We start from the raw sequence: 14,000 nt of genomic DNA on the forward strand, positions 1-14,000 counted from the left end.
ATTTTAAATTTATCTTATTGCAAACAATTAAATTTTACTTAATAAACACACTCATATCTGGAGAATCCCACCCTGGAACATAAATGTTATCTTTAAAATTAATTTTCTCACGTTTCTTTTGTTTACTTTTTTTAGTTTCCATCGAAATAATTCCACAAGGGTCAAATTCTTGATAAGGATATTTTTTTTCGAGGACTGCCGAAATATTAGTGACGTTAATATGTTGAATTTTAACCTTTTGTTGATTATTTTGCTGTAAAAGTACCCACAAAGGATATTCCCAAGGATCTTTTCCCATTGATAACCCAATATTCAAGCATTTCTGGGAATTTAAAAACTCAACTCCTCTTGTATAACTAACTTTCAGATACGGTCTATTACTAAAGTACTGCTCAACTCTGCTGATTTGGAATATATTATTGCTATCAAGGATAGGTCTATAGCGGTTACAAAAGACCCACGGCAATGATGATATTAGCAAAAATATTATTATAAAAATTGCTATTTTCTGCTTTTTAAACTTAGATAATATAATACCTATAAATGGGGAAAATAGTACAAAAACAGGTAAATGAAGACGGCTATTCCAGGCTTGCCATTTGACAAAATAGCAAAATAGTAAAAATGTCGATATTGTAGCAATGAGATAATCAGAAATATAACTTTGTTTACGGATATATTTTCGATCTATAAAAATAATCACACAAATTATTATCAGTACTAGATGTACTAAATTTCCTGCACTATTTTCATTACCAGTTATGCCAATTGTTGACCAACCACCCGGCACAAAAAATATCTTAGAAAAAGTTATTCGCGGGTCGTTAATATCGACGCCAATAGATATATGAATAATTTGAATTATTTTATTTGCTATTCCATTCCATAAACCAATCGGTGTGCCTATATGCAAAGCAATATTTCTCAGAATATTAGAAATAAATATATTAATACCATATACTTCATTGCTATATTCACCTGGTTCACCCAGTGGAGAAGCGAATAAATTATAATTGCGTAAATAGTGACCAATATTAATCAATAAATATATACTTACTACTATCAAAGCAGTCCTCCATGCTTGCCAACGTAATCGTTTAATTTGGTATAAACCAAACCAAGCTAAGAAAGGAAATACATAAAAATAAGCAGTCCCCTTGGTCAAAATAGCTAGTCCTGTGCTGCTACCAATATTAAATAAATTCGTCCAAGTGTTAATTTTTTCTGATTGGATAGTTGATAGCAAATAATAGGTAAGAGCAACTACCCAATATGCAACTACATAATCATTTTGAGTACTTGAAGCTTGTAAGATTCCCATTGGAATTGTTACCGTTACAACCGCAGAGAAAATCTGACCTCGTAAATCTCCTCCTAATTCTTTGGCAATTAATGAGACTCCAATAATGCAGCCAATCATACTCAGCCATTGAACTAAATTAGCAAAGTAGTCACCACCACTCAAAATTTGAAAATGCAAAAATACGAATTCTGACCAGGGGTTTTGATATAGCTGTGGAGTATAACTTGTTGGATAATGAGCAACACTATGATTTTGTATCCAATAAGCAACACGGCTCATGTGATAGTCCATAGAATCCCAGTTATTAGGCGGCGCTATGATGCAGATTAATCCAACTGTTCCTACAATAAAACCTACGCTAAATAACAATAATTTTATAAGCGATGAAATTTTAATATTTTTCTTTACTTCAGAAAACTTATTTTGTTTTGAAGTCTGAGTTATTTGGCAATTTAACCGCAGATATATATAAATTAATATTAGACATATTAATCCCCAATTTACTAGTATCCAGCTAAAAGTAATTAGTTTAAAAAAACTCAAGAGTTCTGTGATTACAGTGAGTAAAACTCCCCAGTAAGTAGATGCTGATATCAGTGATTCACGCCAATCAAGAGAATTTTTATTAATTATTAAAAAAATAATAATGAAGCAAATAAGAGGCAAAATTATCAACATACAACACTTTGATTTTACATGAAGTAGAAAACTACGGATTTTGAAGCAGAAACAAAGTCTTGATATCTGATTTTGAGTCCTGTATTTTATACCTCAATACGATTTAGTTAAAGGTTATTGGTATACATAATTGGTGTTTGAAAATGCGATTTATCGCGTCTCTAGATCAGCGTTTTGGGCTTATCTGAACCATATTTTTTTATACCTAAATTACTGACAAACTGCTGTATTTTACATAACCCATTAACAAAAAAATAGTGTGGTTTTTTTCCACAACTATTTTCACCTATTATTAATACACATACTCAGTCAAGCAGTAATAAGCTGATGCGCGTCTAAAGTATATAAACACTCTTGATGGTCGTTGACTGTTAACTGTTAACGGTTAACAGTCATCAGATAAATGTACAAATTAAATGCGTAACAGCTTATTACTAATTTTCCCTTGGTTGTGGTGTTCGTCGTCGATGCTGTATTAGCAATCCAATGACCATACCAATGCCGACAAAGACTGTAAAGTAGAATAAACCAATCAATCGAATATAAATTGGTGGTGCGATCGCTTCCACTTCCACTTCTTGCGCTACTTTCAGTGGTGTAAATTGACGGCTAGCTCCTGGTAGAGGAGTTGCTTCCACTTCGATTTTGTGGGGTGAACCATCAAAAAATTGTTCTTTCCACGTTAACTTCCCTTGTTCGTCGGGAATACCTTTGTAGTTAAAGACTGTTAAATTATGTTCTGTGGCGATCGCTTTTACCTGCAACGCTACATCTTTGATCGGTTGTCCTGTGACGGTATCCTTAACTTGTAGCGCTAAATTCGCAAGTTTTCCGACAGTCGCATTTTTATCTCCATCAAGGCTAATTTCCAATCCCTGAGATTTTTGAGATGATGGAGCGATTACTTCACTACTATCTGAATGGTGTTCGCTACCATGAGCTTCGGCAACTTCTGCACTAATATTAATCGCTAATAGGGTTACTATAGCCACTACTGTTAATGCACTTAATAAAAGGCGTACTGATTGTGGTGCAATTTCTCCTTCTTGGAGTTTTTCTTGCCCGCCAATAATCCAACCACCCAATAATCCAACTAATAGTAAAATAACTGCAATAACAGCAAAATATTTATATTTTATTGGATTTTCTCGGACATTAAGAGTTAAAGTTTGCTGATATGGATTAAAAGTATTTTCCCGCAAAGGTGAGACTTTAACTAGCAGTTGATAATTTCCCCGAATGGGTAACATCTGCTGAATTTCTAGCTTACCATTAGGTGCAATGGCATTCATTTGCAACAGTTTTGTTCCTTCTACAATAGGAAAATCCGTTGTTAACCAAGGATTTCGATTAGGTGTGAGAATTTCTAAGCTAATTTTGGCATTTTCCAACGATTTACCCGCAGCATTAACAGCTTGTAGTGTTAGGGTAACAGGAGATTGTTGTTTTTCTGCCTCTGCTTCAAAAGGAAGAATCTGTTCTATAAGTGGTTTGGTAGAGATTAGCACTCTAGAACTAGGAATTTGTGAATTTCCTACTAAGGAGTAAAGAATTGACAAACTTATGCAAACAGCGCTGATAACTCCAAAAAGTCGATATTTTTTCATAAAAATTAAGCTGAAGAAGACTTCAGAATTCAGAAGTAAGAATCAAAGAGCCGGGATTGTAAGATACCACTGATTAATTAAAGACCACCAAATTTATTATTTGGTGGAGGTGTAAAAGCTAGGTCTATCTAATCCACGAATTGTACAGAATTCATTCTGAATTCTTGCTCCTGAATTCTTTTTTGATAACTCTGTTAGGTGTCAAAGCATTGTTTAATTCACCTAAAAAACCTTAGAATTACTATCACTTAGTGACATGCAACGCCTAAAGTATGGTGACGTGTCGAGTGTGCTGCATTATGAACCGCAGGATAGGTAGAGAACAACACAGTCCAGATAACCAAAGAAGATAGCAGCATATAAAGCGTTATCTGCACAGGCTTGGACAAGGTAATACCTGCGGTCTTCTGCAATACTGAAATTTGAGAAAAAGTAGTCATTTTTGGTTTCCTATAATTAATTTGGCTAGTCGATCAATCAAAGGCATAATGCGCGTTGATTGCAAAAAGATATACGATAAACTTTGTATTTGACAAGTGTGTATCAAATGTCTTGTGTAACCTGCCCTTACTGAATAATATACTATCCTTTCAACATCGAGCGATCGCAATGGAGAAATTTACACACAAACTCCATATGAATAACAAAATAATGACACATGATTTTGATTCACGCGAAGATAACAGTTAAAAATTCATTAAAAGTCTTCATCTTGCCAACCATCAAAAATTCCTTGAAATCTGGTTTAAATTTTAACTCTCAATTCGCTGTAATTAATTCTAAAATAAGCTGTTACGCATTTAACTTGTAAATTTACTTGATGACTGATAACTGTTAACTGTTAACGACCATCAAGAGTGTTTATATAATTTAGACGCAGCTTATTAGCCATATCAGAAATAGCATCAAACAATTAATTATTTATCAAGATTTTTTATACTAAAATTAAAGTAAAAATACTTACCAAAATAGATGATTTACCTAGCTTTTACCACTAGAAATTTTTACTTTATCTAAAGCTAATCACTTCGGTAGGAGTTTTCAACTACTTGATTATTGACAATTATTTTTAACTCATATATTATACACAAGAGCAATTGCAAATAATTTTCAATTCTTTTTTAGCGCTAACTGTTAAATATCATGCCGAATAACTTGGCTCTGGGTAAGGAAAAACTTTGGAGTCGTCGTCAATTACTAAAGCTGGTTTTAGCAGGTGCGGGAGTAACTGGTGCCGCGGGACTATGGCAAATACTGAATCTACAAAGTCAGTCAATTGTCAAAGTACCACCATTCGACAGGTCAGTGCCAGACGACGTTACTAACCCGATGAAAATGCTAAGAGATTTTGATTATGGGACGGTGAAGCAAGAAAATGGGCGTACTATCCGCGAATTTCAGTTAACTGCGGGTACTTCCATTATTAAGCTCAATAGTGCTGTCTCTTACAATATCTGGGATTTAAATGGCCGTATACCAGGACCAACACTACGGGCAAAACAGGGCGATCGCATTCGAGTGCTTTTTCTCAACAATGCTGGACATTCTCACTCTTTACATTTTCATGGCGTTCATCCAGCAGAAATGGATGGTGTTCGGCCAATCAGTAATGGTAATGCCACAATTTATGAGTTTGATGCTGAACCCTATGGTGTTCACTTATACCACTGCCATATAGAACCAGTCACCCGTCACATCGCTAAGGGACTATACGGAATGTTTATCATCGATCCACCTACTCCCCGTCCCCCAGCTGATGAGATTGTACTAGTTATGGGTGGGTATGACGTGAATGATGATAGCCATAACGATTATTACGCCTTCAACGGTCTGCCTCATCATTACATGCATCATCCGATTCCGATTTATCAAAATCAGTTGATTCGGCTGTATGTCCTCAACATCATTGAATACGATCCGGCAGTAACGTTTCATCTCCACGCCAACTTCTTTGATGTCTATCGCTATGGTATGAGTATGACACCTAGCGAGAAAACAGATGTGATTACGATGGGTGTGGCAGAAAGGCACATTTTGGAATTTGCTTTTCGCTACCCAGGTAAGTACATGTTTCATCCCCATCAAGACGCGATCGCTGAAAACGGTTGTATGGGTCAATTTGAAGTAATTGCTGATAGTAAATCTCAAAATACTGTTAAGAATTCTTGACTATATAATTAATAATTTGTATTAATTTCGGAAATTTTTAAAATAAATAGTTGATAAAAAATCTCATTATATGTCACAGTATAATCTATGACAAATTGTCAAACAAACTACCTTTTAGTACTAAGCTGTTACGCATTTAATTTGTACATTTACCTGATGACTGTCAAGAGTCATCAGTCAATGATCATCAAGAGTGTTTATATACTTTAGACGCGCATCAGCTTAGTTTGAAGTGTTGGAATTAATACTTTTTAAATTGTGTGAGGAGCAAAAATGATCAAACTTCGTTATGTCTGTTTAAGTATTGCGACTGCGGCAATCATTACTTTGAGTGCTTGTAGCAGTACACCAACCGCAGAAAATCCATCAGCACCACTTGCTAGCACTCCAGCTACAGAGGCAGTAAGTAGTAACATGCATAGCAGTCACACCAGCAAAGAAAAAATTAACATTAATAGTGCTATCTTGTCAGAATTAGATAAGTTTGAAGCCAAACTAGGTGTCCCGGCTTTATCTAACAAAATTCAAGCTAATCGTCCCTACGGGAGTCCAGAAGATTTAGTTACTAAAAAAGTAATTACTCAAGAGCAGTTTGACAAAATTAAAGACCAGGTGGGTGTTCAAGAAGTTGTACTCACAGGTGAGGCAAAAGATGTTGACTATATGTCTAAATTAGGCTTGATGAAAGGGCATCTTTTAGTAGCAAAAGAACTGCTCGATCAGAATCAACCAAAACAGGCAGAACCTCATATTGGACATCCAGTTGAAGAGATTTATGTTGATGTAGAAGACCAACTCAATGAGCGCAAAGTTAAAGAGTTTAAAACAACTTTGGTGAGTTTGCAAGATTTAGTGAAATCTAATCCTAAGGATAATAAAGTTAAAACTAGTTTTGCTTCTTCAGAAGAAGCAGTTGATGGAGCGATCGCAGCTTTACCAGCAGCTGAACGTTCAAAACCAGAATTTGTCTTACAAGTAATTAATGAATTACTTGATTCAGCCAATTCCGAATATGGCGCAGCGATCGCCAACGGGAAAATATCCGCGGCAATTGAATATCAAGACTCACGTGGCTTTGTATTTTACGCAGAGGAATTATACAAAGGAATTTCTAGTCAAGTAGCTCAAAAAAATCCCGAAGCCGATAAAGCAATTAATACTACTTTCGCCGAACTAATAAAAGTTTGGCCAGGCGCTATTCCACCAGCAAAACCAGTCAAGACTCCTAATGATGTTACCAAACTCATAAAAACCATTGAGGAAAACTCCCAAAAAGTGATTGTTAAATCGAGTTCTCAAGTATAGCAATAACACTTTTTTTTAATGGTAAGTATAGGGTAAGGAGTTTAAAATCGGGAAATAGTTAGGAATGAGAATGACGAATTATCTACTCCTAACTAAATGACACTCCATTCATAACTTGAACTAAGAACTGATGCAAGAACTTGACCAGACCAAAACCATTGACCTGCTAAATGCCATCATGGAATTTGAACTAGCAGGGGTAGTACGATATACACATTATTCTTTAATGGTGACTGGTCCTAACCGCATTCCAATTGTCGCTTTCTTCAAAGCACAGGCAAGTGAATCTCTACTTCATGCTGAACAAGTGGGAGAAATTCTCACAGGTTTAGATGGGCATCCCTCACTAAAAATTGCCCCAATGGAAGAAACCTACAAGCATACAGTCAAAGATATTTTGGCAGAAAGCTTATCCCATGAAAAAAAGGCATTAGATTTGTATAAAAATCTGCTGGAAACAGTCACGAATGCCAGCATTTATCTAGAAGAATTTGCTCGCGGTATGATTGGACAGGAAGAGATGCATAATCTCGAGTTGAAAAAGATGTTACGCGATTTTAGTTAATAGTCATTAGTCCTTAGTCATTAGTCAAAAACAAAGGACAAAAGACAAATGACTAAGGACAAAAGATAAAGGACAAAATATGAATTTTAGTACTGCTCTACCTACTTTTGTAATTACACTTCGAGAAGGAGTGGAAGCTACCCTTGTTGTTGGGATTGTGCTAGCTTTGCTAAAGAAAGCTAAAAAATCGCATTTGAACTCTTGGGTATATGCTGGTGTCGGTGTTGGCATTGCGATCAGTGCCTTGATTGGTGTGTTATTCAGTTGGATAATTCAAGTAGTGGGGGCTGCTAATCCTCAATATACTTCTGTAGTTGAGCCAATCCTAGAAGGTGTGTTTAGCGTATTAGCGATCGCCATGCTCAGTTGGATGCTAATCTGGATGACTCAACAAGCCAGATTTATGAAAGCCCAAGTCGAGGGAGCAGTTACACAAGCACTGACACAAAATTTAAATGCTGGTTGGGGCGTTTTTAGTTTAGTTCTAGTTGCTGTTCTTCGTGAAGGCTTTGAAACTGTTCTGTTCATTGCTGCTAACTTTCAACAAGGATTAGTACCCAGCATTGGCGCACTTGGTGGTTTGACAGTAGCGATCGCTGTAGGTGTACTTTTATTTAAATGGGGCATCAAAATTAACATCCGCCAGTTTTTCCAGGTAATGGGTGTTTTATTAGTATTGATTGTCGCTGGCTTAGTAGTTTCAGCCCTGAAAAATTTTGATGATGCTGTAGGTAACCTTGCTCTTAGCAGTCGTGCTACAGAAAGCCTTTGTTTCTATTACGAACGCTTTACTAAAGTCCACTCCTGTATTTTGGGACCAATGGTTTCAAATACTTCCAGCATTTTGCCTGACGAACAGTTTCCTGGCATTATTCTCAAATCAGTATTTGGCTACAGCGATCGTATATATCTTGTCCAAGCTGTCGGATATGTGGCGTTTTTATTTACCATTGGAGGGCTATATTTACGCAGTATTGGAAGTGCCTCTTCTGAAGTTAAAAAGAATATCTTATCTCGTCAAAAACCAATTACTTCTCCAAAAAATTCTAAGCACACTCAATTTTAAATTTTGGATTTTGGATTTTGGATTTTGGATTGTAAAATTTGGCATTGGTCAATTCACATATTAACTCTTGTCTGCACCTCTGCATAATTTAATATGCGAATTTAGCAGTACCAATAATTTTATCCAAAATCCAAATTATATTTACAACTCTTTTGGCTGACTCTTTTGGTAATTGCTGATAATTTATGTTAGTTGTTTCAGTGGTATTTTCCACTTTTGTTTGTGGTTGCTGAGTAATTGCAGTGATGCAAGCAACTAAAGTTATACTCAACAAAAATGCTAAAGCACATAAGACCCAACGATGATGCATAATAAAACAAGCCCTATAATGACTCATTTGATTATAAAATTGAACTTACTTTGTCTCCATCCAATTTTCACCAGCACGCGCCTCTACCAGCAACGGTACACTTAACTCTACTGCGTTCTCCATCACGGATTTAATTTGCGGTTGTAATTCTTCCCACTCCTGAGGAGGGATTTCAAATACTAATTCATCGTGAACTTGCAATAACAAACGCGCCTGATAGTTCTTTAAAACCTCATGTAATCTCACCATTGCAATTTTGATAATATCAGCGTTAGAACCTTGAATTGGTGCATTAGCAGCAGAGCGTAATAAACCCGCATCATAAGCACCCAAATTCTTTAACTTACTCAAATCAATATCTTCTGCTTGCGTGCCTTTTAATTTGCGTAAACTGTCATTAGTAAATTCAAAATAACGACGACGACCAAAAATAGTTTCTACATAACCAAGAGCGATCGCTTCTTTTTTCACTCGCTCCAAATATGCAAAAACTTTAGGATATCGTTGGTTAAAGCGCTTAATAAACTCGTTAGCAATGTTTTTATCTATCCCAGTTGAACGGGAAAATCTGAGAGAACCCATTCCATAAATCACACCAAAATTAATAGTTTTTGCTACCCCTCGTTCTTCTGAAGTTATATTTTCTTTTTCAAATACTAATCGCGCCGTCACAGTGTGAACATCTTCATTTTGCTGATATGCTTGCACTAATATTGGCTCTTGACTCAAATGAGCCAATATTCGCAATTCAATTTGTGAGTAATCAGCAGCTACCATTAACCAACCAGATTCCGGCAAAAATGCCTTACGAATTTGCCGACTAAAAGCTGTACGAATGGGGATATTTTGCAAATTAGGATTAGAAGAAGATAACCTACCAGTTGATGTTGCTGCTTGATTAAAATCAGTATGCACTCGTTGGGTATCTGGACGCACCAATGCAGGTAATGCATCTACATAAGTAGACTTTAGTTTAGATAGAGTGCGATATTCAATTATGGCGTCAACAAATCCAGTTTGATCGATATCTTGAAGTTTTTCCAGAGTTGCTGCATCTGTAGAATAACCAGTTTGAATTTTGCGAGAATGTTTGGTGCTTAAACCCAATTTTTCAAACAATATTTGGCTCAATTGTTTAGGAGAACCCAAGTTAAACTTTTCCCCGGCTATTTCAGTTGCTGTTTCTTTTAACCTAGCTAACTCTGTTTCTAAATGCTGGGAAAGTTCTTGTAAATAAGTTGAATTAATACGGACGCCAGTATATTCCATTTGGGCTAAAACGGCTTCTAGTGGCTGTTCCACTTCCACTAATAGTTTAGACAAAGTGGGAATTTTTTCCAGTTCTTCTCGCAGTTTTGCCACTAAATTAAATGTAGAATAAGCATCCATACCGCAGTAATCTGCGACAGAGGCAATATCTATATCAGCGATGGTTTTGCCCTTAGGAACTAAATCTAAATAACTTTTTGCTGTCAATCCCAAGTATCGCTGCCCTAAATCCATCAAATTATGGCTAGAATCGGGATTTAGCAGATAACTTGCCAACATCGGATCAAAGATTACTCCTGCTAAATTAATTCCTTGACACCTTAAAACTAAGCGGTCAAATTTGGCATTCTGTAAAGTTTTGGGATAATTAGCACTTTCAAGAATTGGGCGTAGTGCTTCTAGCACCACATCTTTATTCAAATTTTCCCCAGTTTTATGACCAACGGGAATATACGCTACTTCATCTGGTTTCGTTCCCCAGCAGCAACCAATTCCGACTAACTCAGCATCTCTTGGTTCTAAATCGGTGGTTTCAGTGTCCCAACCAACAGGTATTTCGGGGTTAGTGAATGTTTGCAAAAGTTTCACTAACTCAGTCAGTTTGGCTTCAGTGTTAATAATGGATGGTTGGATTGATGACGCAGGTTTCTGTTGTGCAGCTTGTGTTTCAGCAAAAGTAAAAAAGTCTGGATCTTCAAATTCTGCTATTTCTGTTTTTGGTGCTTCTTCAACTTTGCCACCAAAACGTTGCTGTAAGTCGTTGATTTTATCTAAAAAGAACTTGAATTCTAACTTTTGTAAAATTGGTGAGAGGATGTTTGTATCAAATCCTTTTAATTTGCAGTCTTCTAAATCAATTTCTATAGGAACATCTAAAACAATAGTTGCCAAATAACGAGATTTATCGGCATCTTCTTTACCAACCTCTAGTTTTTTCTGAGTTGCGCCTTTAATTTTATCTAAGGCAGCATAAATATTTTCAAGGGAACCATAGGTATTAAGCAGTTGTACTGCTGTCTTTTCCCCAATTCCTTTTACCCCAGGAATATTATCTGATTTATCGCCACAAAGAGCTTTGAAATCAACAATTTGTGAAGGGAAAACCCCCATCTTTTCTTTAACTTGTTCTGCTTGAAATTCAGTAATGCTATTTGTAGAACGCTTTAAAGCATCTGGACTAAAATTCAGAACAGTGATTTCTTTATCAGCATCAATCAGTTGAAATAAATCGCGATCGCCCGTCAGAATTTTTACCCTATACCCAACCGCCGTTACTCGTTGTGCCAAGGTTCCCAAAACATCATCTGCCTCGTAACCCGCAGCAGTGTAAATTGGTAGATTCAAGCCATTCAGCAATTCATGGAGATTTTCTAAGTCGGGAATAAAGTCTTCTGGTGTTTCTTTGCGATCGGCTTTATATGTCTCATCGGCTTCATGTCGGAAGGTTGGTAAGCCCAAATCAAAGGCTACAGCCATCCCTTGGGGCTGTTGTGTGCCCATTACTTCCAGTAGGCACTTAAGAAAACCAAAACATATACTCGTAGGAATCCCGGTTGTTGTACGTAGTCCTCCATCTCGCCCTTTAGCGAAGGCAAAGTATGAACGATAAGCCAGGGAGTGTCCATCTACAAGGATGAACGTTGGGCGTGTTGGGGTTACAGAAGCAGAAGTTTCAGACATAGCCCTATTTTAGCCACAAGCTTGCATCAGTTGCTTGATTGAGATTTGTGTAGGATAGCCACTGGATTCTTAACAAAACTTTATATATATCGACACATAGACTTTTTTATCGAAGGAATTTGAATATAAAATCTTTACAGAAATTTACGTGTATTTATCAAGACTACAGGCCAAACTTAAAAGTTAGAAATAACTTAGTAATCCCGTAATAATTCGTTTTAGAAAAGCATCTTCATCTTATGACAACAAAACTATTCAACACTCTAGCTGCTGCCACAACTTTGGCAGGAATTGTTGCAACTTCCGGAGTGGCTAATGCAGCTTCTTTCTCGTACACTAGTTCCACCGATTACGATTATACAGATATTGTTGATGCACCTTTGAGCATCCAAAAATTCGACTCATCTCTAGGAACACTCAAAGGCGTAACAATAGGATTTACTGGCGACGTACTTGGAAATGCAGGTTTTGAAAACAAGAATACAAGACAGAGCCAGGTAACAGTTAATCTTGCCAGTGAATTGAGTTTAGAAGTAAACAATCAGTCTATATTTGCGCTCAATCCTCAAAATAGCTACGCTTACCAAGTTGTTAAATATGACGGCATCACTAATTTTGGTGGCACATCTGGAAAGACTGTTTCTGGCTTAACTGCTACACAATCTGCTACCCAGTCTTACACTGATAGCCAATTCTTGCAGTCTTTCATTGGTAATGGCAATATAGACTTTTTGTTCTCAGCTATAGCCAAATCCACAGTTATTGGTTCAGGCAACATAGCATCCTATGTTGAAACACTTGCAAAAGCAAATATCAAAGTAACTTATGACTACGATGAGGCTAAATCAGTACCTGAACCATCTACTACACTTGGAGTTGGTTTAATTGCTGGGCTTTGTCTGTTGTCACAACGCAAAAAAAGCTGGATTAAAGTGTTAAATTCGTAGACTTTAGTTGAATAGGTAGATTTTTCCATTCTATCTATCAGTCAAGTTTTCTAACTTAAATGTAAATCCCCGATTTTTTTGAGAATCGGGTTTTTTGTTGTGACTATTTAGATGCAATCAAATTTAGTTTGTATCAAAATTAGTCAACCAAATTTTTTCTCCCACTCCCCACTGGTCGCTAGAGCCTGTTAACCTCTTACTGGAACTTTAAATCTAGGGAATTTATGCAGAAAGCATCTGCCACACATTTGACATCCACTGGTCATCAAACTGCTGCCAAAGATATTAAACTACTGGTTGTAGATATAGATGGGACGATCGCCGGACACTCTAACACCATCAGCCAACCCGTAAAGCAAGCACTGATTGGAGTACAAGCACGAGGCATTCCAGTGGCGATCGCTACAGGTCGTATGTATCGTTCAGCTTTGCGCTTTCACCAAGAAATTGGCTCTACATTGCCATTAATGGCTTATCAAGGAGCCTGGATTCAAGACCCCACCACCCAAAAAATTCATCGCCATTTAATGGTTCCCAGAGAAATTGCCCATCAGCTAATCGACTATTTTGAACAGCCCCAGTTGCGATCGCTTTTATCTGTCCACTTCTACATCAATGACCAACTCTACGTTCGGGAATTAACTAAAGAAACCCTAATTTATGCAGAACGTTCTGGTATTATCCCGATTCCTGTGGGTGATTTGCGCCAAATATTAACGAATGAACCAACAAAAATTCTGGCTTTGTGCGATGACACTGATGCAATTGACAAGCTATTGGGGAATTTGCGCCGTCAATACACACCCGCTGAACTTTATTTAACAACATCTGTTGCCACCTTTCTGGAAGCAACTAACCCCGCTGTAAATAAGGGAACTGCTGTACGTTACCTAGCCGAAGAATTGCTGGGATTACAAATAGCCAATGTTATGGCTATTGGTGATAACTTTAACGATTTAGAAATGCTGGAGTGTGTTGGTTTTGGTGTAGCTATGGGCAACGCACCAGCGCCAGTGCAAGTGATCGCTCAGTGGGTAGCTCCTACCATAGAAGAAGACGGAGCAGCAGTAGCAATTGAAAGGTTTTTGCTCCAGTAACCCA

11 protein-coding genes are annotated in these 14,000 nt (G+C 37.0%); 6 read left to right on the forward strand and 5 right to left on the reverse strand.

Annotation, left to right across the window (positions count from 1 at the left end; all coding sequences use genetic code 11):
- Nucleotides 1–34 precede the first annotated feature (34 nt).
- The 3 genes from ACFG4S_RS23335 to ACFG4S_RS23345 form a co-directional block, all read right to left on the reverse strand.
- Nucleotides 35–1,981 (reverse strand): ArnT family glycosyltransferase, encoded by a 1,947-nt coding sequence (locus ACFG4S_RS23335; RefSeq protein WP_392531366.1) that lies wholly within the window; start codon nt 1,979–1,981, stop codon nt 35–37.
- Nucleotides 1,982–2,415: 434 nt separating this feature from the next.
- Nucleotides 2,416–3,588 (reverse strand): hypothetical protein, encoded by a 1,173-nt coding sequence (locus tag ACFG4S_RS23340; RefSeq protein WP_392531367.1) that lies wholly within the window; start codon nt 3,586–3,588, stop codon nt 2,416–2,418.
- Between the two features lie 248 nt (nt 3,589–3,836).
- The gene (locus ACFG4S_RS23345; protein WP_392531368.1) at nt 3,837–4,028 is read right to left on the reverse strand and encodes a CbtB domain-containing protein; all 192 of its coding nucleotides are present in this window, start codon (nt 4,026–4,028) and stop codon (nt 3,837–3,839) included.
- Nucleotides 4,029–4,731: 703 nt separating this feature from the next.
- Here ACFG4S_RS23345 and ACFG4S_RS23350 point away from each other — a divergent pair.
- The 4 genes from ACFG4S_RS23350 to ACFG4S_RS23365 all read left to right on the forward strand — a co-directional run bounded on the left by ACFG4S_RS23350 (nt 4,732) and on the right by ACFG4S_RS23365 (nt 8,693).
- A complete protein-coding gene (locus ACFG4S_RS23350) occupies nt 4,732–5,757 on the forward strand; it encodes a multicopper oxidase domain-containing protein (protein WP_392531369.1) in 1,026 nt (341 codons plus the stop codon).
- A 273-nt stretch (nt 5,758–6,030) separates the two neighbouring features.
- Nucleotides 6,031–7,062, forward strand: a complete 1,032-nt coding sequence (locus tag ACFG4S_RS23355; protein ID WP_392531370.1) for a ComEA family DNA-binding protein — start codon at nt 6,031–6,033, stop codon at nt 7,060–7,062.
- A 130-nt stretch (nt 7,063–7,192) separates the two neighbouring features.
- Nucleotides 7,193–7,627 (forward strand): bacterioferritin, encoded by a 435-nt coding sequence (locus tag ACFG4S_RS23360; protein ID WP_392531371.1) that lies wholly within the window; start codon nt 7,193–7,195, stop codon nt 7,625–7,627.
- A 79-nt stretch (nt 7,628–7,706) separates the two neighbouring features.
- Nucleotides 7,707–8,693: an FTR1 family protein gene (locus ACFG4S_RS23365; protein WP_392531372.1), complete on the forward strand. Its 987-nt coding sequence runs from the start codon at nt 7,707–7,709 to the stop codon at nt 8,691–8,693.
- Nucleotides 8,694–8,781: 88 nt separating this feature from the next.
- Here ACFG4S_RS23365 and ACFG4S_RS23370 read toward each other — a convergent pair whose 3' ends face one another.
- The gene (locus ACFG4S_RS23370; RefSeq protein ID WP_392531373.1) at nt 8,782–9,003 is read right to left on the reverse strand and encodes a hypothetical protein; all 222 of its coding nucleotides are present in this window, start codon (nt 9,001–9,003) and stop codon (nt 8,782–8,784) included.
- A gap of 45 nt (nt 9,004–9,048) precedes the next feature.
- On the reverse strand, nt 9,049–11,952 hold the full coding sequence (gene polA / locus ACFG4S_RS23375) for a DNA polymerase I (protein ID WP_392531374.1): 2,904 nt from the start codon (nt 11,950–11,952) through the stop codon (nt 9,049–9,051).
- A gap of 239 nt (nt 11,953–12,191) precedes the next feature.
- Here polA and ACFG4S_RS23380 point away from each other — a divergent pair, with 239 nt between their 5' ends.
- Complete coding sequence (locus tag ACFG4S_RS23380; protein WP_392531375.1) at nt 12,192–12,899, forward strand: choice-of-anchor E domain-containing protein; 708 nt, start codon at nt 12,192–12,194, stop codon at nt 12,897–12,899.
- A 224-nt stretch (nt 12,900–13,123) separates the two neighbouring features.
- Entirely contained in the window at nt 13,124–13,996 is an 873-nt protein-coding gene (locus ACFG4S_RS23385) for a Cof-type HAD-IIB family hydrolase (RefSeq protein WP_392531376.1), read from the forward strand.
- Nucleotides 13,997–14,000 lie beyond the last annotated feature (4 nt).

It is taken from the genome of Nostoc sp. C117 (genome assembly GCF_043099735.1).
In the GTDB taxonomy this organism is placed as follows: domain Bacteria; phylum Cyanobacteriota; class Cyanobacteriia; order Cyanobacteriales; family Nostocaceae; genus Nostoc.

What these genes read in the sequence shown, in the direction of transcription:
- ACFG4S_RS23335 (WP_392531366.1), bottom strand. Translation starts at nt 1,981, where the DNA reads ATGTTGATAATTTTGCCTCTTATTTGCTTCATTATTATTTTTTTAATA.
- ACFG4S_RS23340 (WP_392531367.1), bottom strand. Translation starts at nt 3,588, where the DNA reads ATGAAAAAATATCGACTTTTTGGAGTTATCAGCGCTGTTTGCATAAGT.
- ACFG4S_RS23345 (WP_392531368.1), bottom strand. Translation starts at nt 4,028, where the DNA reads ATGACTACTTTTTCTCAAATTTCAGTATTGCAGAAGACCGCAGGTATT.
- ACFG4S_RS23350 (WP_392531369.1), top strand. Translation starts at nt 4,732, where the DNA reads ATGCCGAATAACTTGGCTCTGGGTAAGGAAAAACTTTGGAGTCGTCGT.
- ACFG4S_RS23355 (WP_392531370.1), top strand. Translation starts at nt 6,031, where the DNA reads ATGATCAAACTTCGTTATGTCTGTTTAAGTATTGCGACTGCGGCAATC.
- ACFG4S_RS23360 (WP_392531371.1), top strand. Translation starts at nt 7,193, where the DNA reads ATGCAAGAACTTGACCAGACCAAAACCATTGACCTGCTAAATGCCATC.
- ACFG4S_RS23365 (WP_392531372.1), top strand. Translation starts at nt 7,707, where the DNA reads ATGAATTTTAGTACTGCTCTACCTACTTTTGTAATTACACTTCGAGAA.
- ACFG4S_RS23370 (WP_392531373.1), bottom strand. Translation starts at nt 9,003, where the DNA reads ATGCATCATCGTTGGGTCTTATGTGCTTTAGCATTTTTGTTGAGTATA.
- polA (WP_392531374.1), bottom strand. Translation starts at nt 11,952, where the DNA reads ATGTCTGAAACTTCTGCTTCTGTAACCCCAACACGCCCAACGTTCATC.
- ACFG4S_RS23380 (WP_392531375.1), top strand. Translation starts at nt 12,192, where the DNA reads ATGACAACAAAACTATTCAACACTCTAGCTGCTGCCACAACTTTGGCA.
- ACFG4S_RS23385 (WP_392531376.1), top strand. Translation starts at nt 13,124, where the DNA reads ATGCAGAAAGCATCTGCCACACATTTGACATCCACTGGTCATCAAACT.